The organism is Sphingomonas sp. CFBP 8760 (assembly GCF_014841615.1).
Lineage (GTDB): Bacteria > Pseudomonadota > Alphaproteobacteria > Sphingomonadales > Sphingomonadaceae > Sphingomonas.
On sequence record NZ_JACYUG010000001.1, the window covers coordinates 337,855 to 361,232 of the forward strand.

The 23,378-nt window shown below is 67.4% G+C and carries 24 protein-coding genes; 18 read left to right on the top strand and 6 right to left on the bottom strand.

Annotated elements, in window-relative coordinates; genetic code table 11:
* The first annotated feature begins 21 nt into the window (after nt 1-21).
* From IFT82_RS01600 to IFT82_RS01640, 9 genes are all read left to right on the top strand, one after another.
* The gene (locus tag IFT82_RS01600) at nt 22-708 is read left to right on the top strand and encodes an HAD hydrolase-like protein (RefSeq protein WP_192123738.1); all 687 of its coding nucleotides are present in this window, start codon (nt 22-24) and stop codon (nt 706-708) included.
* Complete coding sequence (locus IFT82_RS01605; RefSeq protein WP_192123740.1) at nt 708-1,925, top strand: sensor histidine kinase; 1,218 nt, start codon at nt 708-710, stop codon at nt 1,923-1,925. Before IFT82_RS01600 ends, IFT82_RS01605 begins: the two co-directional genes overlap by 1 nt.
* Nucleotides 1,926-1,983: 58 nt before the next feature.
* Nucleotides 1,984-3,027, top strand: coding sequence for a substrate-binding domain-containing protein (locus IFT82_RS01610; RefSeq protein WP_192123743.1), 1,044 nt, complete (start codon nt 1,984-1,986; stop codon nt 3,025-3,027).
* Complete coding sequence (gene pstC / locus IFT82_RS01615; RefSeq protein WP_192123745.1) at nt 3,024-4,409, top strand: phosphate ABC transporter permease subunit PstC; 1,386 nt, start codon at nt 3,024-3,026, stop codon at nt 4,407-4,409. The genes IFT82_RS01610 and pstC overlap by 4 nt, the downstream gene beginning before the upstream one ends.
* Complete coding sequence (pstA, locus tag IFT82_RS01620; RefSeq protein WP_192123747.1) at nt 4,402-5,700, top strand: phosphate ABC transporter permease PstA; 1,299 nt, start codon at nt 4,402-4,404, stop codon at nt 5,698-5,700. The genes pstC and pstA overlap by 8 nt, the downstream gene beginning before the upstream one ends.
* Nucleotides 5,697-6,479, top strand: coding sequence for a phosphate ABC transporter ATP-binding protein PstB (pstB, locus tag IFT82_RS01625; protein ID WP_192123749.1), 783 nt, complete (start codon nt 5,697-5,699; stop codon nt 6,477-6,479). Before pstA ends, pstB begins: the two co-directional genes overlap by 4 nt.
* Before the next feature lie 13 nt (nt 6,480-6,492).
* Nucleotides 6,493-7,173: a phosphate signaling complex protein PhoU gene (gene phoU, locus IFT82_RS01630; protein WP_192123751.1), complete on the top strand. Its 681-nt coding sequence runs from the start codon at nt 6,493-6,495 to the stop codon at nt 7,171-7,173.
* 46 nt (nt 7,174-7,219) lie between these two features.
* Nucleotides 7,220-7,915, top strand: coding sequence for a phosphate regulon transcriptional regulator PhoB (gene phoB / locus IFT82_RS01635; protein WP_192123753.1), 696 nt, complete (start codon nt 7,220-7,222; stop codon nt 7,913-7,915).
* A 113-nt stretch (nt 7,916-8,028) separates the two neighbouring features.
* Complete coding sequence (locus tag IFT82_RS01640; protein WP_192123755.1) at nt 8,029-8,487, top strand: hypothetical protein; 459 nt, start codon at nt 8,029-8,031, stop codon at nt 8,485-8,487.
* Between the two features lie 86 nt (nt 8,488-8,573).
* Here IFT82_RS01640 and IFT82_RS01645 read toward each other — a convergent pair whose 3' ends face one another.
* Together IFT82_RS01645 and epsC are read right to left on the bottom strand one after the other, a co-directional pair.
* A complete protein-coding gene (locus IFT82_RS01645) occupies nt 8,574-8,909 on the bottom strand; it encodes a DUF2794 domain-containing protein (RefSeq protein WP_192123757.1) in 336 nt (111 codons plus the stop codon).
* On the bottom strand, nt 8,909-9,628 hold the full coding sequence (gene epsC, locus IFT82_RS01650; RefSeq protein WP_192123759.1) for a serine O-acetyltransferase EpsC: 720 nt from the start codon (nt 9,626-9,628) through the stop codon (nt 8,909-8,911). The genes IFT82_RS01645 and epsC overlap by 1 nt, the downstream gene beginning before the upstream one ends.
* A 159-nt stretch (nt 9,629-9,787) precedes the next feature.
* Between epsC and IFT82_RS01655 the strand changes: the two genes are divergently transcribed.
* From IFT82_RS01655 to IFT82_RS01665, 3 genes are all read left to right on the top strand, one after another.
* Nucleotides 9,788-10,555 carry a sulfite exporter TauE/SafE family protein gene (locus IFT82_RS01655; protein ID WP_192123761.1) on the top strand — a complete coding sequence of 256 codons (768 nt, stop codon included), beginning with the start codon at nt 9,788-9,790 and terminating at the stop codon, nt 10,553-10,555.
* Between the two features lie 33 nt (nt 10,556-10,588).
* Nucleotides 10,589-11,503 carry a hydrogen peroxide-inducible genes activator gene (locus IFT82_RS01660; RefSeq protein WP_192123763.1) on the top strand — a complete coding sequence of 305 codons (915 nt, stop codon included), beginning with the start codon at nt 10,589-10,591 and terminating at the stop codon, nt 11,501-11,503.
* A 96-nt stretch (nt 11,504-11,599) separates the two neighbouring features.
* Nucleotides 11,600-12,259, top strand: a complete 660-nt coding sequence (locus IFT82_RS01665; RefSeq protein ID WP_192123766.1) for a fasciclin domain-containing protein — start codon at nt 11,600-11,602, stop codon at nt 12,257-12,259.
* A 77-nt stretch (nt 12,260-12,336) separates the two neighbouring features.
* Here the strand turns inward: IFT82_RS01665 and IFT82_RS01670 are convergent, their stop codons facing one another.
* Entirely contained in the window at nt 12,337-12,654 is a 318-nt protein-coding gene (locus tag IFT82_RS01670; protein WP_192124292.1) for a 2Fe-2S iron-sulfur cluster-binding protein, read from the bottom strand.
* 93 nt (nt 12,655-12,747) lie between these two features.
* On the opposite strand from IFT82_RS01670, the gene IFT82_RS01675 reads away from it, so the two are divergent.
* Nucleotides 12,748-13,377, top strand: a complete 630-nt coding sequence (locus IFT82_RS01675; protein WP_192123768.1) for a DNA-3-methyladenine glycosylase family protein — start codon at nt 12,748-12,750, stop codon at nt 13,375-13,377.
* 83 nt (nt 13,378-13,460) lie between these two features.
* Here IFT82_RS01675 and IFT82_RS20690 read toward each other — a convergent pair whose 3' ends face one another.
* A complete protein-coding gene (locus tag IFT82_RS20690; RefSeq protein WP_192123770.1) occupies nt 13,461-14,000 on the bottom strand; it encodes a PEPxxWA-CTERM sorting domain-containing protein in 540 nt (179 codons plus the stop codon).
* 327 nt (nt 14,001-14,327) lie between these two features.
* Here IFT82_RS20690 and IFT82_RS01685 point away from each other — a divergent pair, with 327 nt between their 5' ends.
* Nucleotides 14,328-14,642 (top strand): SMR family transporter, encoded by a 315-nt coding sequence (locus IFT82_RS01685; protein WP_192123772.1) that lies wholly within the window; start codon nt 14,328-14,330, stop codon nt 14,640-14,642.
* On the opposite strand, the gene IFT82_RS01690 is transcribed toward IFT82_RS01685, so the two are convergent.
* Nucleotides 14,643-15,377 carry a hypothetical protein gene (locus tag IFT82_RS01690; protein WP_192123774.1) on the bottom strand — a complete coding sequence of 245 codons (735 nt, stop codon included), beginning with the start codon at nt 15,375-15,377 and terminating at the stop codon, nt 14,643-14,645. It abuts the gene before it with no gap.
* Nucleotides 15,378-15,475: 98 nt separating this feature from the next.
* Entirely contained in the window at nt 15,476-15,892 is a 417-nt protein-coding gene (locus IFT82_RS01695; protein ID WP_192123776.1) for a DUF2147 domain-containing protein, read from the bottom strand.
* A 114-nt stretch (nt 15,893-16,006) separates the two neighbouring features.
* Between IFT82_RS01695 and IFT82_RS01700 the strand changes: the two genes are divergently transcribed.
* From IFT82_RS01700 to glgC, 4 genes are all read left to right on the top strand, one after another.
* Complete coding sequence (locus IFT82_RS01700; protein WP_192123778.1) at nt 16,007-17,305, top strand: Nramp family divalent metal transporter; 1,299 nt, start codon at nt 16,007-16,009, stop codon at nt 17,303-17,305.
* A gap of 102 nt (nt 17,306-17,407) precedes the next feature.
* Nucleotides 17,408-19,816: a glycogen/starch/alpha-glucan phosphorylase gene (locus tag IFT82_RS01705; RefSeq protein ID WP_342355012.1), complete on the top strand. Its 2,409-nt coding sequence runs from the start codon at nt 17,408-17,410 to the stop codon at nt 19,814-19,816.
* Entirely contained in the window at nt 19,813-21,996 is a 2,184-nt protein-coding gene (gene glgB, locus IFT82_RS01710; protein WP_192123781.1) for a 1,4-alpha-glucan branching protein GlgB, read from the top strand. Before IFT82_RS01705 ends, glgB begins: the two co-directional genes overlap by 4 nt.
* A 119-nt stretch (nt 21,997-22,115) precedes the next feature.
* Complete coding sequence (gene glgC, locus IFT82_RS01715) at nt 22,116-23,378, top strand: glucose-1-phosphate adenylyltransferase (protein ID WP_342355013.1); 1,263 nt, start codon at nt 22,116-22,118, stop codon at nt 23,376-23,378.

The following is a 23,378-nucleotide window of genomic DNA, read 5'->3' on the forward strand; positions in this document are numbered from 1 at the left end:
GCCGCTGGCACGCATGCCGCCATGACAGGCTTTCCCTTTTCCCTTGTCGGCTTCGACATGGATGGCACGCTGCTCGACACCAGCGGCGATCTGGCCGCCGCCGTGAACCATGCGCTGGCCAGTGCCGGCCGTGCCGAACTGACGGTCGATCAGATCAAGCCGATGATCGGCGGCGGCGCCCGCCACATGCTGGCGCAGGGCATGGCCCGGACGGGCGGCTGCGACGAGGCGGAACTCGATCTGCTGCATCGCCGCCTGCTCGACTATTACGAGGCGCACATGACCGTGCTCACCGCCCCCTATCCCGGTGCGCTCGCCGCGCTCGACGCGCTCGCCGACATGGACATCACGGTGGCGGTGGTGACCAACAAGCTGGAGGGCTATGCCGTCACCGTGCTCGACGCGCTCGGCCTGACGGATCGCTTCGCCACCGTGATCGGCGGCGACACGCTGGGGCCGGGCCGGGGCAAGCCCGCGCCCGATCCGATCGTGGAGATGATCCGCCGCTGCGATGGCGACGTGGCCACCACCGCCTTCATCGGCGATTCGGTCTACGACGTGCGCTCGGCCAAGGCGGCCGGGGTGCCGGTGATCGCCTGCAGTTTCGGCTTCCTCGACCGGCCGGCGGCGGAGCTCGGCGCGGACGCGGTGATCGACGGTTATGACGGGCTGCTCCCCGCCCTCCGCCGGCTCGGCAGGAGCGGGTGATGCGCGGTCTCCTGCCGGCGTTCGGCACCGCCATGGGGGCGGCGGCCTGCGTGTTCGTGGTCGATGGCCGGTGGGAAGGGCCGGCGATCGCGCTGGTCGGCGGGATCGCGGCGGCCCTGCTGGCGCGGGGGTGGGACGAGACCGTGCCCTCCGCCGCCCTGCCCGCACCGGCCGCGCCGCCGCTGGACGAGGTGCTGGACGCGGTCGGCGATGCGGTGCTGCTGGTCGATCGCGGCCGGGTGGTGCTGGCCAACCGCGCCGCGCGCGACGTGCTGGGCGCGCATGTGGTGGGCGAGGATGCGCGCGTCGCGATCCGCCACCCCGCCGCCGCCGCCGCGCTGGCGCAACCGGACGGGCGGCCGGTCGATCTGGTCGGGATCGGCGCGCGCGACCGGCACTGGGCGATGCGGGTGGCGGGCACGTCGGGCGGCTTGGTCGTGATCGACCTGCACGACCGCACCGAACATGCCGCGGCGGAGCGGATGCGCGTCGATTTCGTCGCCAATGCCAGTCACGAACTGCGTACCCCCCTCGCCTCGATCCTCGGCTATATCGAGACGCTGGACGACGAGGCGGGCGAGGAACCCGCGCTGCGCCGCCGTTTCCTGACGATCATGATGGCCGAGGCGCGGCGGATGCAGCGTCTGGTGGAGGACCTGATCTCGCTGTCGCGGATCGAGGCGGACAAGTTCCGCCTGCCCGACCAGTCGGTCGATCTCGGCACGCTGATGGCGGAGGTATGCGCGGAGTTGCGCGGTTCCGGGTCGCCGCGCGCGATGGACGTCACCTGCGTGACGGCCGGCGCGGTCCCGCCGATCGCCGGCGACCGGGCACAGCTGTCGCAACTGTTCCACAACCTGATCGGCAACGCGATGAAGTACGGCCGGGCGGAGACGCCAGTGGTCGCGCGGATCGAGCGGGTCGCGGCGGGGATCTCGATCGTCGTCACCGATCAGGGCGACGGCATCGCCTCCGAACACCTGCCCCGCCTGACGGAGCGTTTCTACCGCGTCGATCCCGGCCGCAGCCGCTCGCTGGGCGGCACCGGACTCGGCCTCGCGATCGTCAAGCACATCGTCGAGCGGCATCGCGGCCGGCTCGACATCGCGAGCCGGCCGGGGATCGGCACCACCGTCACCGTCACCCTGCCCCATCCCGCGACACCCAATGCCGGTTCGGGTGCCGGGTCGGGCGCCGGCGCTGTCATCAAAGAGTAACGCCACGGTCACATAGGCCGGATCGCCGGGCGGCTCGCCGCTCCCTTCAGGACGATCGATGCGCCGCCTTCTCCTCCTTGGCCTGATGATGCCGCTGGTCGCGTGCCAGGATCAGGCGAACGGCGGCGGCGCCGGCGCGCGCGACCAGATCACCGCGGTGGGATCATCCACCGTCTATCCCTTCACGACCATGGTCGCCGAGCAATATGTCGCATCGGACCCGCAGGCCAAGGCGCCGGTGATCGAATCGACCGGTACCGGCGCGGGGATGAAGCTGTTCTGCGCGGGGGTCGGCGCGGCCCACCCGGATATCGAGGATGCCTCGCGCCGGATGAAGGCCAGCGAGTACAAGGACTGCGCCGCCAACAACGTGCGCGACATCCTGGAAATCCAGGTCGGGATCGACGGCATCGCCTTTGCGGAGGCGAAGAACGGGCCGAAGATGCGGCTGACCCCGACCGATCTCTATCTCGCGCTCGCCGCCGCGCCGAACGGCAAGCCCAATCAGCGGCGTACCTGGGCGGATGTGAACCCCGCGCTGCCCGCCACCCCGATCCAGGTCTATGGCCCGCCCGCGACCAGCGGCACCCGCGACGCGCTGGCCGAACTGATCCTGACCAAGGGATGCGAGGCATCGAACCCCGCCGCGAAGCCGCTCGCCAAATCGGATGCCGATGCGCACAAGGCGTTGTGTACCCGCGTGCGCGAGGACGGCGCCTATGTCGACGCCGGCGAAAACGACAATCTGATCGTCCAGAAACTGCAATCCAACCCCGATGCGATCGGCGTGTTCGGCTACAGTTATCTGGAGGCCAATGCCGAGGTGGTGAACGGCGTGCCGATCGATGGCGTCCCGCCCACCTATGCCGCGATCGCCGCCGGCCGCTATCCGGGATCGCGGCCGCTCTATCTCTACGTCAAGAAGGCGCATCTGAATGCGATCCCCGGCCTGCGCGCGTTCCTGAAGCTCTATGCGGGTGCCTGGACGCCCGATGGGCCACTGGTGCGCCGGGGGCTGATCGCCGCGCCCGACGCGGTCCGCGCCCATGCCGCGCAGGTGATCGCCACCGAAACCCCGCTCGATCCGGCGGCGCTGTCGTGAGCGGGATCGGCATCATCCTGGTCGTCATCGGCCTCGCGCTGATCGGCTGGCTGACGGCGCGGGCGCGGGCGGGCGGTTTCCGCACCGCCGGGGCGGGTACCGTGCAGCGGTTCAGTTCGCTGCCCGGTCACCATGGCTGGTACGTCGCCTTGTGGACCTTGGTGCCGCCGCTCGCATTCCTCGCGATCTGGTCGCTCGTGTCGCCCGCGATGGTGACCGAGACGGTGCTGACCAGCCCGGTCGCGATACGGCTGCCGCCGCCGGGGTTCGACCGCGCCTCGATCCTGTCGGAGGCGCGGGAACTGGGGGCGGGCCGTGCCTATGGCGCCTTCAACGAGCTGTCACGGTTGCTCGCCCCCGCCTATGCCGCCGCGCAGTCGCGCTATGACTGGATCGCCACGGGCCTGTCGCTGCTGCTCGCCTTTGCCGGCGGCGCCTTCGCCTTCACGCGGGTGCGGCCGGGGTTCGGCGCGCGGACGAAGGTGGAGCGGATCGTGATGGGGCTGCTGCTCGCCGCCTCGCTGATCGCGATCCTCACCACGATCGGCATCGTCGCCTCGCTGCTGTACGAGGCGGGGCGGTTCTTCCGCATCGTGCCCGTCACCGATTTCCTGTTCGGCACGCACTGGAGCCCGCAGGTGATCGACGGGCGCGATCCGGGGGCGTCGCTGGGCGCGGTGCCGTTGTTCTGGGGCACATTCTTCATCGGTGCGGTGATCGCGATGGCGGTCGCGATCCCGTTCGGGCTGATGAGCGCGGTCTACCTGACCCAATATGCCGCGCCGCGCACCCGGCGCTGGATGAAGCCCATTCTCGAAGTGCTCGCGGGCGTGCCGACCGTCGTCTACGGCTATTTCGCGGCGCTGACGGTGGCGCCGGCGGTCCGCGATCTCGCGGTGTCGATCGGCATCGGCGGCGCGTCGTCGGAAAGCGCGCTGGCGGCGGGCGCGGTGATGGGGGTGATGATCATCCCCTTCGTGTCGTCGATGGCCGACGACAGCCTTGCCGCCGTGCCCGGCGCGATGCGCGACGGCAGCCTGGCGATGGGCGCCACCTCGTCGGAGACGATCCGCAAGGTGTTGCTGCCCGCCGCCCTGCCCGGCGTGGTCGGCGGCGTCCTGCTGGCGATCAGCCGCGCGATCGGCGAGACGATGATCGTGGTGATGGCCGCCAGCGGCGTCGCGACGCTCACCGCCAATCCGTTCGCCAGCACCACCACCGTCACCCGCCAGATCGTCGACCTGCTGACCGGCGAGGCGGAGTTCGACAGTCCCAAGACGCTCGCCGCCTTCGCGCTGGGGCTGACGTTGTTCATCGTCACGCTGCTGCTCAACATCGTCGCCCTCCATGTCGTCAAACGCTACCGGGAAGCTTATGAGTAATACGCTCGTCGCGCAGACGCCGGTCGTGGGCACGGCGCATGATCCCGTGGCGCGCGTCCCCACCGACTGGTCGACCACGTCGATGCAGCGCCGCATCCGCCGCCGTTACGCCGCCGAGCGGCGGTTCCGCCTGATGGGGCTGGCGGCGGTGGTGATGTCGGCGGGATTCCTCGCCTTTCTGCTCGTCACCATGCTGATGCAGGGGCTGGGCGGCTTCACCGAAACGCGGATCGCGGTGCCGATCGATTTCGGCGCGGCGCGACTGGCGGTGACGCCGGCGCAGATGGAGGGGCGCGGCGCCGATCTCGCGCTGGCGGGCGCAGGGCTGAAAGGGACGGTCGACACCGCCGCCGCCCGCGCCTTTGGCGATGCGACGATCCTGTCGGACGGCGCCTGGCTGCGGGTGCGCGATGCGGTGAAGGCCGATCCGTCGTTGCTGTCGCGCCGGGCGACGTTCGACCTGCCCGCCGCCAGCGGCCTCGATGTCGCCGCCAAGGGGCAAGGCACCGCCGCGGCCGAGACGACACTGGCCGGATTGAGCCAGCGCGGCGTCGTGTCGCGTGGCCTCAATCGCGGCTTCCTCGTGGGGGCCGATGCCACTGATCCCACCCGCGTCGGCATCTGGGGCGCGTTCAAGGGATCGCTCCTGACGATGCTCGTCACGCTGGCGCTGGCTTTCCCGATCGGCGTCCTGTCGGCGCTGTATCTGGAGGAATATGCCCCCCGGAACCGCTGGACCGACCTGATCGAGGTATCGATCAACAACCTTGCCGCCGTGCCGTCGATCATCTTCGGCCTGCTCGGGCTGGCGGTGCTCCTCGGCACGTTCGGGATGCCACGGTCGGCGCCGATCGTCGGCGGGCTGACGCTGGCGCTGATGACGATGCCGGTGATCGTGATCGCGGGCAGGAACGCGATCAAGGCGGTGCCGCCGTCGATCCGCGACGCGGCGCTGGGCATCGGCGCCTCGCCGATCCAGGTGGTGTTCCACCATGTGCTGCCGCTCGCCCTGCCCGGCATCCTGACCGGCACGATCATCGGCATGGCCCGCGCCTTGGGCGAGACCGCGCCGCTGCTGATGATCGGAATGCGCGCCTTCATCGCCGCGCCGCCCACCGGCGTGTCCAGCCCCGCCACCGCGCTGCCCGTCCAGATCTTCCTCTGGTCCGATCAGGTCGATCGCGGCTTCGTGGAGAAGACCTCGGCGGCGATCATCGTCCTGCTCGTCTTCCTGCTCGCGATGAACGGGTTCGCCATCTACCTCCGCAACCGATTCGAGACACGCTGGTGACCGACGCAAACCCCAAGATGCCGTCCCCGAAGATGACGGCGCGCAACGTCAACGTGTCGTACGGCGCCAAACAGGCGCTGCACGACGTGTCGATCGATATCGAACAGGATCGCGTCGTCGCCTTCATCGGCCCGTCGGGCTGCGGCAAGAGCACGTTCCTGCGCACGCTGAACCGGATGAACGACACCGTCGCCTCCGCCCGCGTGACCGGGGACATCCGCCTCGACGGGCAGGATATCTATTCCGCCGAGATGGACGTGGTGCAGCTGCGCGCCCGCGTCGGCATGGTGTTCCAGAAGCCCAATCCGTTCCCCAAATCGATCTACGAGAACGTCGCCTATGGCCCGCGCATCCACGGGCTGGCCGGGGGCAAGGCCGATCTGGACGTGGTCGTCGAACGCTCGCTGACCCGTGCCGGCCTGTGGAACGAGGTGAAGGACCGGCTGGCGGACAGCGGCACCGCGCTGTCGGGCGGCCAGCAGCAGCGGCTGTGCATCGCCCGCGCTATCGCGGTCGATCCGGAGGTGATCCTGATGGACGAGCCGTGCAGCGCGCTCGACCCGATCGCCACCGCGCGGATCGAGGAACTGATCCACGAACTGCGCGGCCGCTACGCGATCGCGATCGTCACCCACAACATGCAGCAGGCGGCGCGCGTCAGCCAGCGGACGGCGTTCTTCCACCTCGGTACGCTGGTGGAATATGGCGCCACGTCGGATATCTTCACCAACCCGGTTCAGGAACGGACGCGGGACTACATCACCGGCCGCTACGGCTAAGGCGGAGGGAACGATGGAACATACCGTCAAGGCATTCGACAACGATATCGGCCAGTTGCGCGGGCTCATCAGCCAGATGGGCGGGCTGGCCGAAGACGCCATCGCGCGGGCGATGCAGGCGCTGCAGCGCACCGACCTGCAACTGGCGGCCGAGGTGCGCGCTGGCGACAAGGCGATCGACGCGATCGAGGCGGAGGTCGAGCGGCTGGCGGTGCGGATCATCGCGCTGCGCGCGCCGCTGGCCGTCGACCTGCGCGAGGTCGTCGCCGCGCTGAAGATCGCCAGCGTGGTCGAACGGATCGGCGATTACGCCAAGAACATCGCCAAGCGCGTGCCGATGATCGAAAGCGAGCACCGGATCGAGCCGGTTTCCGTCCTGCCCGCCATGGGCCGGATGGCGGCGGAGATGTTGCACGACGTGCTCGACGCGTTCGGCGCGCGTGATGCGACGGCGGCGGTACGCGTGTCAGAAAGCGATTCCGCGCTGGACGATTTCTATGACGCGATCTTCCGGACGCTGGTGACCTATATGGTCGAGAATCCCGCGACGATCAGCCAGTGCGCGCACCTGTTGTTCGTCGCCAAGAATCTGGAACGGATCGGGGATCAGGCGACCAACATCGCCGAGATGGTCTATTTCGCCGCGACCGGCGCCCAGATGCCCGACCGCGATCGCGGCGGCGACCAGAACTGAATTGCCAGAACTGAATTGCCAGAACTGAATTGATGGGACTGAACCGATGGCCCGTGTCACCATGCTGCTGGTCGAGGACGACGCGGCGCTCGCCGAACTTCTCGAATTCCATTTCCGGCGCGAGGATTTCGACGTCCACCACACCGCCGACGGCGAGGAGGCGTTGCTGATCGCGCGCGAGCGGACGCCCGATATCGTCCTGCTCGACTGGATGATCGAGGGCGTGATCTCCGGTCTGGAGGTATGCCGTCGCCTGCGCCGCGCGCCGGAGACGCAGAACGTGCCGATCATCATGCTCACCGCCCGCGGCGAGGAGGAGGACCGGGTCCGGGGACTGGAGACGGGCGCGGACGATTACGTCACCAAGCCGTTCAGCCCGCGCGAACTGGTCGCCCGCGTCGGTGCGGTGCTGCGCCGGGTGCGGCCGGGGCTGGCGGGCGAATCGCTCAACTATGCCGATATCGAGATGGATACGGTGGGCCACAAGGTGAAGCGCGGCGGCGAGACGGTGGCGCTCGGCCCCACCGAGTTCCGGCTGCTCAAGCATTTCCTGGAACATCCCGGCTGGGTCTTCTCGCGCGAACGGTTGCTCGATGCGGTATGGGGGCATGACAGCGACATCGAAAGCCGCACCGTCGACGTGCATATCCGTCGCCTCCGCAAGGCGATCAACGTCGGCGACCGGCCCGACATCATCCGCACGGTACGCTCCGCCGGCTACGCGCTCGATTCGGAGGGCTGATCCCGCAACGCGGATCGCGGCGATCGTACCACAGCGGACACATTCCGGACATGGAACGTTGGGCTGCGGCGTGGACAATCACGGTTCGCGTCGACATTCTCAGGAGATTCGCCATGAAGCTCATCCTTCTCGCCGCAACGGCGCTGATCGCCACGCCGGTGATCGCACAGGACATGACCACGCAGACCGCGCCGGCCACGCAGACCGCCCCGACGACGCCGCCGTCCGATCCCGCCGCACCCGCGGACCCCGCCGCGCCGGCAACCCCGGCGGACCCTGCCGCCCCCGCCGACCCCGGCATGATGGCGCAGGATGCCGGTACCGCGCCCGCCCAGACCACGGGCCAGACGCCCGGCACCACCACGGCGTCGCCCGCCGGCATGAGCACGGGCGATCCGGTCGGCGGTTACCAGCCGTCGCAGCCGGCCACGACCGGTGCGCCCGGTGCGCCGACCACGTTCCGCGCCGCGCCCAGCCCGGCGGAGGCATTCCCCGCGCCCGCAGCGCTGGAGAAGTATCCGGTCTGCAAGAAGGGTCAGTACGACAAGTGCCGTCAGCGCGGCGGCAAGTAATCGCCTGATCCGGTGACGTGATCGGGGCGTACGCCATAAAGGCGGGCGCCCCTTTTGCTATGTCGGGGGTAGCTGTGTCGCGGGGCCTATCCGTCGACCAGCTTCATCAGCCGTCGTTCGACCGGAGCCAGCAACGGCCCCAGTTCATGACCGCGCTTCAGGACGACGCCCGCCTCCCCGACCAGCGCCCACATGCCCTGACGCTGGCGCAGGGCGGGACGTTTCTCGATCCTGATCTCGGGTCGCTCGGCGGTACGGCGGAAGGCGGAGAAGACCGCCGCCTCACGCCCCAGATCGATCGCATAGTCGCGCCAGTGGCCGGCGGCGACCATCCGTCCATAGAGATCGAGGATGCGGGTCATCTCCCCGCGATCGAAACCGACCTGCGCCTCGCGTCGCGCGGGAAAGGGTACGACACCCATCAGGCCCGGCCGCGATCCCGATCCCGATCCCGGCTCCGATCGGCCTCTTTCCCGTCCGCCTGCTCGGCCAGCAGCGCGTCGAGCCGCTTGCGCAACTGCTCCACCTCGCACCGCAGCAGCTCGGTCTTCTGCGTCACCGGATCGAACGTCTCGGAGCATTTGGTACCATAGGGCAGGAAATCCGGGCGGGGCGCGACCCCGCCTTCCACCATCGTCGGCCGGGCCGGGATGCCGACCATCACCGCGCCGTCGGGCACGTCGCGCGTCACCACCGCATTGGCGCCGATCCGCGCGCCACGCCCGACGGTGATCGGCCCCAGCACCTGCGCACCCGATCCCACGATCGCCCCGTCGAGCAGGGTCGGATGCCGCTTGCCCGCGACCCCGTTGTCGGGGCTGGTCCCGCCCAGCGTCACGCATTGATAGATGGTCACGTCGTCGCCGATCTGCGCCGTCTCGCCGATCACGACGAAGCCGTGATCGATGAAGAAGTTGCGACCGATCGTGGCGCCGGGATGGATGTCGATCGCGGTCCAGCCGCGCGTGACGTGATTCACGATCCGCGCCATCAGGAACATCCGCGCCCGGAACAGCCGGTGCGCCACCCGGTGGCCCGCCAGCGCCCATACACCCGGATAGGTGAGCACTTCCGCCCGGCTGCGCGGCGCGGGATCGCGGGCGCGGATCGAATCGATATAGGCGACGAGGCGGCTCGGCATAGTGTATTTCCTTGCGCTGCGATCGCGCCCTGTCGCCGATCTAGGGTGATGGCCCCCGAATTGCCAGCATCGCGGCGAACCGGGGCCTGCATCGGATAAAGCCGATCTATCTTGTGGATATTCCGCACTACGGTCACGTTGCCCCCGGAAAGGATATCCATGCCCGATTTCGCGACGTTCGATTTTTCCGCCATCCTGCCCTTCATCCTCATCGGATTCGGCGCGCAGGTGGTGGACGGCGCGCTGGGCATGGCGTTCGGCGTGATCTCGAACACCGCGCTGTTGTGGATCGGCGTCCCGCCCGCCGCCGCGTCGGCGGGCGTGCATACCGTGGAGACGTTCACCACCGCGGTATCCGGGATCAGCCACACCCTGCATCGCAACGTGAACTGGAAACTGTTCCTGCGGTTGATGATCCCCGGCGTGATCGGCGGCGTATTGGGGGCCTATGTCCTGTCCAACATCGATGCCGCGGTCGCGAAACCGTTCATCCTCGCCTATCTGGCCGGGATCGGCGTCTATCTGCTGTATCGCGCTGCGCGCCATGCGCCGACCACCAAGGAGCCGAGGATCGTCGAGCCGCTGGGGCTGGCCGGTGGGTTCCTCGATGCGGCGGGCGGCGGTGGCTGGGGACCGGTCGTCACGTCGAACCTGCTGGTGCAGGGGGCGACGCCGCGGACCACGATCGGCACGGTCAACACCGCCGAATTCTTCCTGACGCTCACCATCTCGATCACCTTCCTGACCCAGCTCGGCTGGGCGGCGTTCACCGTCGCGACGGTGGGCCTGTTGATCGGGGGCGTGCTGGCGGCACCGTTCGGGGCGATGCTGGCGAAGCGGGTGCCGGCGAAGACATTGCTGACCATGGTCGGCGTCATCCTCGTCATCACCAGCCTGTTCGGATTGTGGCGCGCCCTCTATCATTGATGGATAGGGCTCCCTTGGGGTAGCGGGACACTGATGGCCGCCACCTACCTACCCACGCTGAAGCAACTCCAGTATCTGGTCGCCCTGCACGACCATGGTCATTTCGGCCGCGCCGCGGAGGCGTGTTTCGTCACCCAGTCGACGCTGTCGGCGGGGTTGCGCGATCTGGAGGTGCTGATCGGCGTGGTGCTGGTGGAGCGGACGCGCCGCATCGTCCGCTTCACGCCGCTGGGCGAGCGGATCGTCGCCAAGGCGCGGCGGGTGCTGCGCGAGGCGGACGAACTGGGCGACCTGGCCCGCGCCGCCGGCCGGCCGCTCACCGGCGACATGCGGATGAGCGTGATCCCGACGATCGCGCCCTTCATGCTGCCGCGTATCCTGCCCAAACTGCGCGCCGACTATCCCGACCTCCGCCTCTTCCTGCGCGAGGAACCGAGCGCGGCCGCGTGCGAAGGGTTGCAGAACGGCCGTACCGACTGCGTCCTCCTCGCCCTGCCCTTCGCCTGCGGCGAGGTGGCGTCGGCGCCGCTGTTCGACGACCGCCTGTTCATGGCGTTTCAGGGCACCGAGGCGGACAGCCTGCCTGCGGCGATCACCGACGACACGATCGACGGCAGCCGCCTGCTGCTGCTGGAGGATGGCCACTGCCTGAAGGATCATGCGCTGGCCGCCTGCAACCGGCCGGAGACGCGGGCGGAGGCGACGATGATGGGCACCTCGCTCCACACCATCGTCCAGATGGTCGATAATGGTCTGGGCATCACCATGCTGCCGGAAATGGCGATCGAGGCGGGTATCCTGGACCATACCAGCGTCACCGCCCGGCCGCTGGCCTCTGCCGACGCGGTGCGGCAGATCGCACTGGTCTGGCGCCGTGCCTCGCCCCGGGAAAGCGATTTCAGGCTGTTGGCCGGTATCCTCGGCGAGGCGAAACAGGGTCGCGCCTGATCCCGATATGCGCGCGGATCGTCGCGTTTCGGGAACAAAATCGCGTCCTGCGCGGTCAACCGCCGGTTACACCATCGCAACGATCGGGAGCTTTGTATGCGATCCACCTTCCTGCTTACCGCCGGCCTGATGCTGGCCCCCGCCATCGCCACCGCGCAGACCACGGCACCCGCCGCTCCTGCAACCGCGCCGCAGACTGCACCGGCGACGGGCGCACCGACGACGACCGCCCCCGCCGGTACGCCGCAGACGGCACCGGGCACCGCCGCCCCCGCGACGGCCGCCGCCGCTCCGGTCGGCACCGGTACGATCGTCCAGGCACTGCCCAGCATCCCCGCCCATGCCACGCTGGTGCGCCTGCTGACGGCGGCGAAGCTGGACGCGCAACTCGGCGGCCCGGGTCCGTTCACGCTGTTCGCGCCCAATGACGAGGCTTTTTCGCGTCTGCCTGCGGGAACGCTGGATACGCTGCTGGCCCCCGCCAATGTCGCGAGCCTGACGACGATCCTGAAGAACCACGTCGTCTCCGGCGCCCTGACCAGCGACCAGATCAAGTCGCAGATCACCGCCGGCGGCGGACGGGCCACGCTGACGACGCTGTCCGGCCAGCCGCTGGTCGCGACGATCGACAACGGGTCGATCCTGCTGACCGATGCGGTCGGCAACAAGAGCTATGTCGACAAGCCCGCCGACGTGCGTGAGGCGAACGGCGTCATCCATTCCACCAACGGCATCAGCCTGCCCAAGCTGGGCTGACCCGATCGTTCAGACCGGCGGGCCACGTCCGATCGATCGGACGTGGCCCGTACCGGCGGTGCCGGGCGGGCCTTCCGTCAATCCTCCGCCGCGATCCTGACGCGCATCCCGTCGAGCGAGTCATCAAACGGGATCTGGCACGACAACCGGCTGGTCGTGTCCCGTTCACCGACGGAATCGAGCAGATCGTCCTCGTCGGGGCCGATCGGCGGCAGGCGATCGACGAACGCGGCGTCGACATGGACGTGACAGGTCGCGCACGAGCAGCAACCGCCACACAGGGCCAGCAGTTCGTCGATGCCGCCGTCACGGATGACCTCCATTACCGACAGTCCCGCCTCGCCGTCCAGTTGGCGTTCTTCCCCTGTGCGCGTCGTGACGATAAGCGTCGGCATCATGCAATCTCCGGTATCATCGCTCCGCCATGCCGCCCGACGCCACCGGGTTCAAGTATCCCGGTCCCCACAATCGCAATGGAATCAACCATCATGGGGCTGAGTGCGGAACAGCTGAAGGCAGGTCTCGACGCGCTCGCGCTGATCGAGCCGGCGATCGCCGACGCCATTGCCCGCATCGGCTATCCCGCACCGCGCCTGCGCGAACGCGGCTATGCCACGCTGCTCCGCACGATTCTGGGCCAGCAGGTCAGCGTGCAGTCCGCCAATGCCGTGTGGCGCAAGCTGGACGCGATGCTGGGCGATGCCAGCGATCCCGTCCGCGTCGCCGCCGCCAGCGACGAGACGTTGCGCGCCGCTGGCCTGTCACGCCAGAAGGCCGGCTATGCCAAAAGCCTCGCCGACGAGGTGACGAGCGGTCGCTTACCCCTTGATGCACTGGCGGAGGATGACGAGGAGGCGATCGCCCAACTGGTGCGGGTCAAGGGCATCGGCCGCTGGTCGGCGGAAGTCTATCTGCTGTTCGCGGAGGGCCGCCCCGACATCTGGCCGGCAGGCGATCTCGCCGTCCAGATCGAGGTGGGGCGCATCTTCGGGCACGATACCCGCCCCTCCGAGAAACTGGTCCGCTCGCTGGCCGAGGCATGGCGCCCGCACCGCGGCGCATTGGCGATCTTCACGTGGCACCATTATGGCGCGGGGCCGGATACCGCCCCGGTGTGACCCGGCCGTCCTGACCCCTGTAACCGGGGGTACCGGACGCCCGCCGGCGTCCGGTACCCCCTGCCGGGAACGGCGCGCGATCCTCAGGCGAACACGATGTTCGCGCGGCGGCGATAACGCACGGCGGCACCGATCATGCCGAACCCGAGCAACATCATCGCCCAGGTGGCCGGTTCCGGCACGGCGGCGGCGAAGGCGTTGCTCATCACCGCGATATTGCCGCGGCCATAGACATTGTCGGTCGTGTCGACATAGAATCCGTATTCGTCACCGGCATTGACGAGGAACGAGAAACCTCCATTCTGGGAATTCGGCCCACCATCGTTCGTCAACTGCACGCGGTTGCCCTTCACGATGTAGCCGGCCGTGTCATATCTGGCTCCATCGACCGTGCTGTACCCGAACGTACCGAAGATGGTCTGGGTGAAGGTGGCGATATCGGCATAGATCGTGGAGCCGGCCAAGATCGTCTGATTGTCACCACCGCTCAGTGTGAAATTACCGGCGGCGTCGTTTTTAACGACAAAGCCATCCGCATTGCTGTTGACCAGAATAGGCGCTGCCGCCGCCGGAACGGCAGACAGTGCGACGACGGCTGCTACTGCATAAGCGAACGACTTCATCTGTTTTCTCCGTAATACCGCAAACACGAACTTGTGTGTTGCAGCCTTCTATCCGGCGAAACGATGCTTTGAAATTGCGTACTTCGGTTAATTTATCCCAGAATATGACAATAATAGTTGTTATATAGTTGATATAACATTTACCAGATCTGTCAGCAATATATTAACCGTTGTTTACCCGCCTTGAATTGGTTTTACGTGATGACCGGCATGTGATTGAAATCCAAGCGACACCATCCTATACCTGTCCTGCGGCGACCACGTTCCCGCCCCGTTTCGGGCAATTCAAGACCGGGACGGCCCGGCAGCCTGAAGGGAGGCTGTCACGTGGCATGGATATCGCTGATACTTGCGGGTTGCTTCGAGATCGTGTGGGCGACGGCGATGAAGCAGTCGCACGCCTTCTCGCGGCTGTGGCCCAGCGTGGTGACGATCTGCGGAATGATCGTAAGTTTCGCACTGCTGTCATGGTCGATGCGGTCGCTGCCGCTGGGGACGGCCTATACGATCTGGACCGGCATCGGCGCGGTCGGGGCGTTCGCGATCGGGATCGTCGTCTTCGGGGAGGCGGCGACGCCGATGCGAATCGTGGCGGCGCTGCTGATCGTCGGCGGACTGGTGCTCATGAAGCTGTCGAGTTGATCAGTCGTCCGGCTTCTCGGTGAAGTCGAACCGGATGCTGACCCAGGCGCCGATCATTGCCCGCCCGCCGACCCGCGGCGGCAGCACGCGGAACTGCCACGCCGCCTGCCGCATCGCGCTGCCGATGCCCGACCCCATCGGCGATTCACTCAGCACCCGACAGTTTTCGACCTGATAATCCTCGATCGTCCGGCACGCGATCACCCCCCACCCACCGGCCGGCGCGCCGCGCGGCAGATAGGCGGCCAGCGCGCCACGTGGCGGTCGGCGATACCATTCGGCCCGGTAGAGCCGCTGCCCGCCCGGCCCCTCGCCCGGCCCCGCGACGTTACCGCTGTCGCTGCCGGTCGCCGATCCGCGCCCTTTACCCGCGCCGCTGCCGGCATCGGCACTACGCGTGCTCATGGCACGGCCGCTGCCGGCGAACAGCGCCTCGCCGCCCGGCAACAGGCCGGGGATCGTGATGGGCGGCGCCTCGCTGGGGCTGCGCAGCGGCGGTAGCGGCGGCAGCGATGCGGCGGGCGGCGTTGCCGCTCGTGGCGCCCGGGGCGGCGCGCCGCCGCTGCGTGCGGTGCGGCTGGCGGTGGTCGCCCGCGATCCGGCGACGCTCGCCGCCGGATTGGCGCTGACGTCGAAGGTGGTCAGCGTACCGTCCTGTGCCGGCTGGGTCAGGCGGGGGGCGATCCGCAGCAGCAGCCACAACAACAGCAGATGCGCCAGGACGGTGAGCACCATGGCGGTCGCCCGACGACGGTCCGACGAAGCCGTGTAAGATGTCGATGCCATCGCGCTGCCCGCCTAGACGGCGGTGTCGCGCATCGCAACCGATACGGTCAGCGCACCGGCGTCCACCGCTGCGTGCGGCAGAAAAAGGCGATGCAGCCCTGCACCTTCAGCGAGCCGTCTTCGTCACGCTTCAGGATGGACTTGTAGGTCTTGCCCGATTTCGGATCGTAAATCCGGCCGCGCCAGTCGCTGCCGACGTCGGTGAAACCGGTCAGGATCACCAGCCCTTCGATCGGCCGGTCGCGCAGTTTGGGGTCGGGATTATTGGCGTCGACCGGCGGGCCGGACGGTGGCCCCTTGAGCAGGCGGGTGATCCGGCCGCAGGTCGATGAGCCGCACGGGGCGATCGTCACCACCGCCGTCTTCTCCTCGGTCAGCCAGCGGCCGGCGATCGGCGTGGCCGCATCGGCGGCGGCGGGGACGAGGGCGATCGCCGCGACGAGCGACAGAAGGTTGGTTCGCATCGATTGTTTTTGTCGTGGCCCGCGGCGAAAGGCAATGGGACGGAAAAAACGCTTGTCCCACAAGGCTTCACACGGGGTTGCCCGCCCCGCCCGCATCCGGCAGGACCCCCGTCGATGATCCCGACCACCTCCCGCTCGCTCGGTGACAGCCACCGGAGCATCGCGTTGCCCCCCGCCGGGGGAATCTTCCGGCGTTTCCTGGCCTTTGCCGGCCCCGGCTATCTCGTCGCGGTCGGTTACATGGATCCCGGCAACTGGGCGACGGACATCGCCGGCGGTTCGGCCTTCGGCTACACCCTGTTGTCCGTCGTGCTGCTGTCGAACCTGATGGCGATGGTGTTGCAGGCATTGTCGGCACGACTGGGCGTCGCCGCCGGGCTCGATCTGGCGCAGGCATGCCGTGCGCACTATTCGAAACCCGTCACGGTCATGCTGTGGCTGCTGTGCGAGATCGCGATCATCGCCTGCGACCTGGCGGAGGTGCTGGGCACCGCGATCGCGCTGAAACTGCTGTTCGGCCTGCCGCTGGTCTGGGGCGTGATCGTCACCGCGGTCGACGTGTTCCTGATCCTCGCGCTGCAACGCTATGGCTTCCGCAAGCTGGAAGCGTTCATCATCGCCCTGCTCGTCATCATCGCGGGCTGCTTCGTCTTCGAACTGATCCTCGCCCGGCCGGACATGGCGGCGGTGGCAGGCGGACTGGTGCCGACGCCGGAGATCCTGACCAATCCCGCGATGCTCTATATCGCGATCGGCATTCTCGGCGCGACGGTGATGCCGCACAACCTGTATCTCCATTCCTCGATCGTCCAGACCCGCGCCTTCGCACAGGACAGCGCCGGCAAGCGCGAGGCGGCGAAGATGGCGACGATCGACGGCACCATCGCGCTCGGCCTCGCCTTCTTCATCAACGCCGCGATCCTGATCCTGGCGGCCGCCACCTTCCACACCGCCGGCCGCACCGACGTGGCGGAGATCGACGAGGCATACCGCCTGCTCGCCCCTTCGCTGGGGCTGGGGGCGGCGAGCGTGGTGTTCGCGGTGGCGCTGCTCGCCTCGGGCCAGAACTCCACCGTGACGGGGACGCTCGCCGGGCAGATCGTGATGGAGGGGTTCCTCAACATTCGCCTGCCCGTCTGGGCGCGGCGGCTGGTCACGCGGGCGCTGGCGATCGTGCCGGCGGTACTGGTGGTGGGCGCCAGCGGCGATGCCGGCGCAACGCAGCTGCTGGTGTTGAGCCAGGTGATCCTCAGCCTGCAACTGCCGTTCGCGGTGGTGCCGCTGGTCGCGTTCACCGGCCGGCGCGACATCATGGGCGAATTCGCCAGCCCGATCTGGCTGCGGCTACTGGCTTGGGGAATCGCAGGCATCATCATCGGGTTGAACGGCACGCTGCTTTACGGAATGTTGTGACGGCGGTGCATACGAATGGGGCGTGACTTCGGCGCCGCCGCGGTACACACCGATCCGGACCAATTATTCGGGATACCCCTTTTGGCCTCTTCCGTTCCTGCCGTGCCCGTCGCCGACGCCGATCCGCTGGCCGACGCCATCCTCGAAACGCTCGTCCATCGCATCGGTAAGGACCGGCGCGCCGCGCGACCACATGACTGGCTGACCGCGACCATCCTGACGGTGCGTAACGACATCATCGAGAAGTGGATGGCCTCCACCCGCGAGGCGCATACGATGGGCGCCAAGCGCGTCTATTATCTTAGTCTCGAATTCCTGATCGGCCGGCTGCTGCGCGATGCGCTGGCCAATCTGGGACAGACCGGCGAGATCGGCCGCGCGCTGGCCTCGCTCGGCGTCGACCTTGCCGAGATCGAGGAGATCGAGGCGGATGCGGCGCTGGGCAATGGCGGCCTCGGCCGGCTGGCGGCGTGCTTCATGGAGAGCATGGCGAGCCTCGACCTGCCCGCCTATGGCTATGGCATCCGCTATGTGAACGGCATGTTCCGGCAGCGGATCGACGACGGGTTCCAGGTCGAACTGCCCGAAAACTGGCTCCAGCACGGCAATCCGTGGGAGTTCGAGCGGCGGGAGAGCGCCTATTTCGTCGGTTTCGGCGGTGAGGTGGTCGGCAGCGAAAGCGGCCATATCCACTGGAAGGTCGGCGAGGCGGTGGAGGCGATCGCAGTCGATACGCCGATGGTCGGCTGGCGCGGCAAGCGGGTCAACACGCTGCGGCTGTGGACCGCCCGGGCGATCGACCCGTTGCAGCTCGACCGGTTCAACGCGGGCGATTTCGCCGGCGCGCTGGCGGGCCAGTTGCGCGCGGAGACGCTGACCCGCGTCCTCTATCCCAACGACTCCACCGCGGCGGGGCAGGAACTGCGGCTGCGGCAGGAATATTTCTTTTCGTCCGCGTCGATCCAGGACATCGTGCGCCGCCACGTCCAGTATTTCGGCGATATCCGCACCCTGCCCGACAAGGCGGCGATCCAGCTGAACGACACGCATCCGGCGGTGTCGGTGGCGGAACTGATGCGGGTGCTGCTCGACTTCCACGATCTCGGCTTCGACGAGGCGTGGGAGATCACGAAGAAGACGTTCGGCTACACCAACCACACGCTACTGCCCGAAGCACTGGAAAGCTGGCCGCTGCCGCTGTTCGAGCGGCTGCTGCCGCGCCACATGCAACTGGTCTATGCGATCAACGCCCGCCTGCTGCGCGAGGCGCGGGCGGCGGGCAGCGACGACGCGGCGATCAAGGCGATCAGCCTGATCGACGAGGGCGGCGAGCGGCGGGTACGGATGGCGAATCTGGCCTTTGCCGGCAGCCATTCGGTCAACGGCGTCGCCGCGCTCCACACCCAGTTGATGAAGCAGACGGTGTTCGCCGATCTGCACAAGCTGTATCCCGACCGGATCAACAACAAGACCAACGGCATCACCCCGCGCCGCTGGCTGCAACAGTGCAATCCGGGCCTGACCGGTCTGATCCGCGAGACGATCGGCGACGCGTTCTGCGACGACACGACCAAGCTCGACGCGCTGGCCGCCCATGCCGACGACAGCGCCTTCCAGCAGAAGTTCGCCGCGGTGAAGCGTGCGAACAAGGTAGCGCTGGCGCAATATCTGAAGGGCACGATGGGGGTCCGTCTCGATCCCGACGCGATGTTCGACGTGCAGATCAAGCGCATCCACGAATACAAGCGCCAGTTGCTCAACCTGATCGAGACGGTGGCGCTATACGACCAGATCCGCAGCCACCCAGAACGCGACTGGGTGCCGCGCGTGAAGCTGTTCGCAGGCAAGGCGGCGTCGAGCTATCACAACGCCAAGCTCATCATCAAACTGGCCAACGACGTCGCGCGCCGCATCAATGCCGATCCGGCGATCGGCGGGCTGTTGAAGGTGGCGTTCGTTCCCAACTACAATGTTTCGCTTGCGGAGAAGATCATCCCGGCCGCCGACCTGTCCGAACAGATCAGCACCGCCGGCATGGAGGCATCGGGCACCGGCAACATGAAGTTCGCGATGAACGGCGCGCTGACCATCGGCACGCTGGACGGCGCGAACGTCGAGATCCGCGACCATGTCGGCGCGGAGAACATCGTGATCTTCGGCATGACCGCCGACGAGGTCGCGGCCAAGCGTGCCGGTGGCTACAACCCGCGCGAGGCGATCGAGGCATCGCCCGAACTGGCGCAGGCCCTGGCCAACATCGCGTCCGGCGTCTTTTCCCCCGACGATCCCGACCGGTACAAGGGGCTGATGGCCGGTTTGTATGACGGCGACTGGTTCATGCTGGCCGCCGATTTCGACAGCTATGCCGCCGCGCAGCGCGAGGTGGACCGCCGCTGGTCGAGCCGTCCCGAATGGAATGCGGCGACGATCCGGAACGTCGCCCGCGTCGGTTGGTTCTCGTCTGATCGAACGATCGGCGAATATGCCAGGGATATTTGGGGAATCATGTGAACCCACCGAGTGACGCCATCTCCGCCCTGATGGAAGGGCGTCACGACGACCCCTTCTCGCTACTGGGTGTGTTTCCCGGACCGGGAGGGAGTTTCGCCCGCACCTGGATACCGGGCGCGGAAACCGTGGAGGCGTTCGACCTGTCGGGCGCTTCGCTCGGCACGCTCGCCATGGCGAACGATGCCGGCCCCGACGCCGAGGGGTTGTTCGAGGGACCGATCCCGGGTGATCCGCAGCCGGTGCGCTATGTGGCGCGCGGGCACGGATCGGAATGGTCCGTCACCGATCCGTACAGCTTCGGCCCGGTGCTGGGCGAAACCGACGAATATCTGTTCGGCGAAGGCACCCATCTGCGCCTGTGGGACAAGATGGGTGCCCATCTGATCGAGCATCAGGGCGCGACCGGCACCCATTTCGCGGTCTGGGCGCCCAACGCCCGCCGCGTATCGGTGGTCGGCAATTTCAACGCCTGGGACGGCCGCCGCCATGTCATGCGGCGCCGTGGCGGGGTCGGCATCTGGGAATTGTTCCTGCCCGATCTCGGCGCGGGTCATGCCTACAAGTTCGAGATTCTGGGGTCGGATGGCCGGTTGCAGCCGCAAAAGGCCGATCCGTTCGCCTTTGCCGCCGAACTGCGGCCCCGTACCGCCTCGCTCACCACCGGGCCGATGCGGCATGTGTGGCAGGACGACGGCCACCGCGCGCACTGGGCCTCGGTCGATCCGCGCCGGGTGCCGGTGTCGATCTACGAAGTCCATGCCGGGTCGTGGGACAAGGACGAGAATGGCTGGTTCCTCAGCTGGGATGCGCTGGCCGACAAGCTGATCCCCTATGTCGTCGAGATGGGCTTCACCCATATCGAATTCATGCCGATCACCGAGCATCCCTATGATCCGTCATGGGGATATCAGACGACCGGGCTCTACGCCCCGTCGGCGCGGTTCGGCGATCACGAGGGGTTCGCGCGCTTCGTCGATGGCGCGCACCAGGCCGGTATCGGCGTGCTGCTCGACTGGGTGCCCGCGCATTTCCCGATGGACCCGCATGGCCTGATCCGGTTCGACGGCACTGCGCTCTACGAGCATGACGATCCTCGGCAGGGCTATCACCCCGACTGGAACACCGCGATCTACAATTTCGGGCGGCGCGAAGTGTCGAGCTATCTCGTCAACAACGCGCTGTTCTGGGCCGAACGCTATCACCTCGACGGTCTGCGCGTCGATGCGGTCGCGTCGATGCTGTACCGGGACTATAGCCGCAACGCCGGCGAATGGATTCCCAATGCGGAGGGCGGTCGCGAGAATTGGGAGGCGGTGGAATTCCTGCGCGCCGCCAACCGCGCGGTGTACCGCGAGCATCCCGGCATCTTCACCGTTGCCGAGGAATCGACCTCATGGCCCGGCGTGTCCAGTCCGGCACCCGCCCCCGGCGAGCGGGATGGCGGACTGGGCTTCGGGTTCAAGTGGAACATGGGCTGGATGCACGACACGCTTCAGTACATGGCGCGCGATCCGCTCCACCGGCAGCACCATCATGGCGAGATCACTTTCGGCCTCGTCTATGCCTATTCCGAGAATTTCGTCCTGCCGCTGAGCCATGACGAAGTCGTGCATGGCAAGGGATCGATCCTTGCCAAGATGCCGGGTGACGACTGGCAGCAATTCGCCAATCTCCGCCTCTATTATGCGTTCATGTGGGGCTATCCCGGCAAGAAGCTGCTGTTCATGGGGCAGGAGTTCGCCCAGCGCGGCGAATGGTCCGAGGAACGCGCGCTTGATTGGCATCTGCGCGCCAGCCCGGCGCATGAAGGGGTCCGCAACCTCGTCCGCGATCTCAACCGGCTGTACCGCGACACGCCCGCCCTGCACGCCCGCGATTGCGAGCCGGACGGGTTCGAATGGCTGGTCGGCGACGATGCCGCCAACTCGGTCTTCGCCTGGCTGCGCAAGGCGCCGGGGGAAAAGCCGGTGGCGGTGATCGCCAACATGACGCCGATCGCGCGCGCGCCGTATCGGATACCCCTGCCCCATGACGGCCGCTGGCGCGAGATCATGAATTCCGATGCCGCGGACTATTGGGGGTCGGGGCTCGGCAACATGGGCGGCGTCGAGGCGAAGGACGGTGCGGCCTGGGTGACGCTGCCGCCGCTGGCGACCGTCATGCTGGAATATGAAGGATAATCGCGTGCCGGTCTTGTCCGGGCATCGGCGCTACCGCACAGTCGCGGCCGCAACGCCGATCCCGGACCGGAACCGGGCAATCATAATGGGCCATGACCGGCCATAACGGGAGAGTGACCGTGGATCATCGTCGGGGCCAGCCGCTTGCACGCGATGCGATGGCCTATGTGCTGGCCGGGGGGCGCGGCAGCCGGTTGTTCGAAATGACCGACACGCGCGCCAAGCCCGCGGTCTATTTCGGCGGCAAGAGCCGGATCATCGATTTCGCCCTGTCCAACGCGATCAATTCGGGCATCCGCCGGATCGGCGTGGCGACGCAGTACAAGGCGCACAGCCTGATCCGCCACCTCCAGCGCGGCTGGAACTTCCTGCGCCCCGAACGCAACGAAAGCTTCGACATCCTGCCCGCCAGCCAGCGCGTGTCGGAATTCCAGTGGTATGAGGGCACCGCCGACGCGGTGTTCCAGAACATCGACATCATCGAAAGCTATGCGCCGGAATTCATGGTCATCCTGGCCGGCGACCATATCTACAAGATGGATTACGAGATCATGTTGCAGCAGCACTGCAACAGTGGGGCCGACGTGACCGTCGCGTGCATGGAAGTGCCGCGGATGGAGGCAACCGGCTTCGGCGTGATGCATGTCGACGAGCAGGACCGCATCGTCGATTTCATCGAGAAACCGGCCGATCCCCCCGCCATTCCCGGCAGCCCCGACATCGCGCTCGCCAGCCTGGGCATCTATGTCTTCGCGACCCGCTTCCTGTTCGAGGAACTGCGCCGCGATGCCGCGACGCCGGGGTCGAGCCGCGATTTCGGCAAGGACATCATCCCCCATCTCGTCAAGCACGCCCATGCGCAGGCGCATCGTTTCAGCGCGAGTTGCGTCCGTTCCTCGGAGGAACCGGGTTCCTACTGGCGCGATGTCGGGACGATCGATGCCTATTGGGAGGCGAATCTCGACCTGACCGATGTGGTGCCCGAACTCGACCTCTATGAGAATAGCTGGCCGCTCTGGACCTATTCGGAGATCACGCCGCCGGCCAAGTTCGTCCATGACATCGACGGCCGGCGGGGATCGGCGGTCGCCAGCCTCGTGTCGGGCAATTGCATCGTATCGGGTGCCTCGATCAACCGCAGCCTGCTGTCCACCGGCACCCGGGCGCACAGCTTCTCGATGCTGGACGAGGCGGTGGTGCTGCCCAACTGCCATATCGGCCGGGGATCGCGATTGCGGCGGGTGGTGATCGACGCGGGGGTGAAGATCCCCAACGGCCTCGTCGTCGGCGACGATCCGGTACTGGACGCCGCTCGCTTTCGTCGGACCGACAAGGGTGTATGCCTGATTACCCAGCCGATGATCGACCGGCTGGACGCGTGA

Excerpts from the sequence above, each read along its gene's own strand:
- IFT82_RS01645 (WP_192123757.1), bottom strand. The coding sequence starts at position 8,909 with ATGGGTGTCGTACCCTTTCCCGCGCGACGCGAGGCGCAGGTCGGTTTC.
- phoB (WP_192123753.1), top strand. The coding sequence starts at position 7,220 with ATGGCCCGTGTCACCATGCTGCTGGTCGAGGACGACGCGGCGCTCGCC.
- IFT82_RS01675 (WP_192123768.1), top strand. The coding sequence starts at position 12,748 with ATGGGGCTGAGTGCGGAACAGCTGAAGGCAGGTCTCGACGCGCTCGCG.
- IFT82_RS01670 (WP_192124292.1), bottom strand. The coding sequence starts at position 12,654 with ATGCCGACGCTTATCGTCACGACGCGCACAGGGGAAGAACGCCAACTG.
- IFT82_RS01610 (WP_192123743.1), top strand. The coding sequence starts at position 1,984 with ATGCGCCGCCTTCTCCTCCTTGGCCTGATGATGCCGCTGGTCGCGTGC.
- IFT82_RS01660 (WP_192123763.1), top strand. The coding sequence starts at position 10,589 with ATGGCCGCCACCTACCTACCCACGCTGAAGCAACTCCAGTATCTGGTC.
- IFT82_RS01700 (WP_192123778.1), top strand. The coding sequence starts at position 16,007 with ATGATCCCGACCACCTCCCGCTCGCTCGGTGACAGCCACCGGAGCATC.
- IFT82_RS01695 (WP_192123776.1), bottom strand. The coding sequence starts at position 15,892 with ATGCGAACCAACCTTCTGTCGCTCGTCGCGGCGATCGCCCTCGTCCCC.
- IFT82_RS01655 (WP_192123761.1), top strand. The coding sequence starts at position 9,788 with ATGCCCGATTTCGCGACGTTCGATTTTTCCGCCATCCTGCCCTTCATC.
- IFT82_RS01605 (WP_192123740.1), top strand. The coding sequence starts at position 708 with ATGCGCGGTCTCCTGCCGGCGTTCGGCACCGCCATGGGGGCGGCGGCC.
- IFT82_RS20690 (WP_192123770.1), bottom strand. The coding sequence starts at position 14,000 with ATGAAGTCGTTCGCTTATGCAGTAGCAGCCGTCGTCGCACTGTCTGCC.
- epsC (WP_192123759.1), bottom strand. The coding sequence starts at position 9,628 with ATGCCGAGCCGCCTCGTCGCCTATATCGATTCGATCCGCGCCCGCGAT.
- IFT82_RS01665 (WP_192123766.1), top strand. The coding sequence starts at position 11,600 with ATGCGATCCACCTTCCTGCTTACCGCCGGCCTGATGCTGGCCCCCGCC.
- IFT82_RS01640 (WP_192123755.1), top strand. The coding sequence starts at position 8,029 with ATGAAGCTCATCCTTCTCGCCGCAACGGCGCTGATCGCCACGCCGGTG.
- IFT82_RS01600 (WP_192123738.1), top strand. The coding sequence starts at position 22 with ATGACAGGCTTTCCCTTTTCCCTTGTCGGCTTCGACATGGATGGCACG.
- phoU (WP_192123751.1), top strand. The coding sequence starts at position 6,493 with ATGGAACATACCGTCAAGGCATTCGACAACGATATCGGCCAGTTGCGC.
- pstA (WP_192123747.1), top strand. The coding sequence starts at position 4,402 with ATGAGTAATACGCTCGTCGCGCAGACGCCGGTCGTGGGCACGGCGCAT.
- IFT82_RS01690 (WP_192123774.1), bottom strand. The coding sequence starts at position 15,377 with ATGGTGCTCACCGTCCTGGCGCATCTGCTGTTGTTGTGGCTGCTGCTG.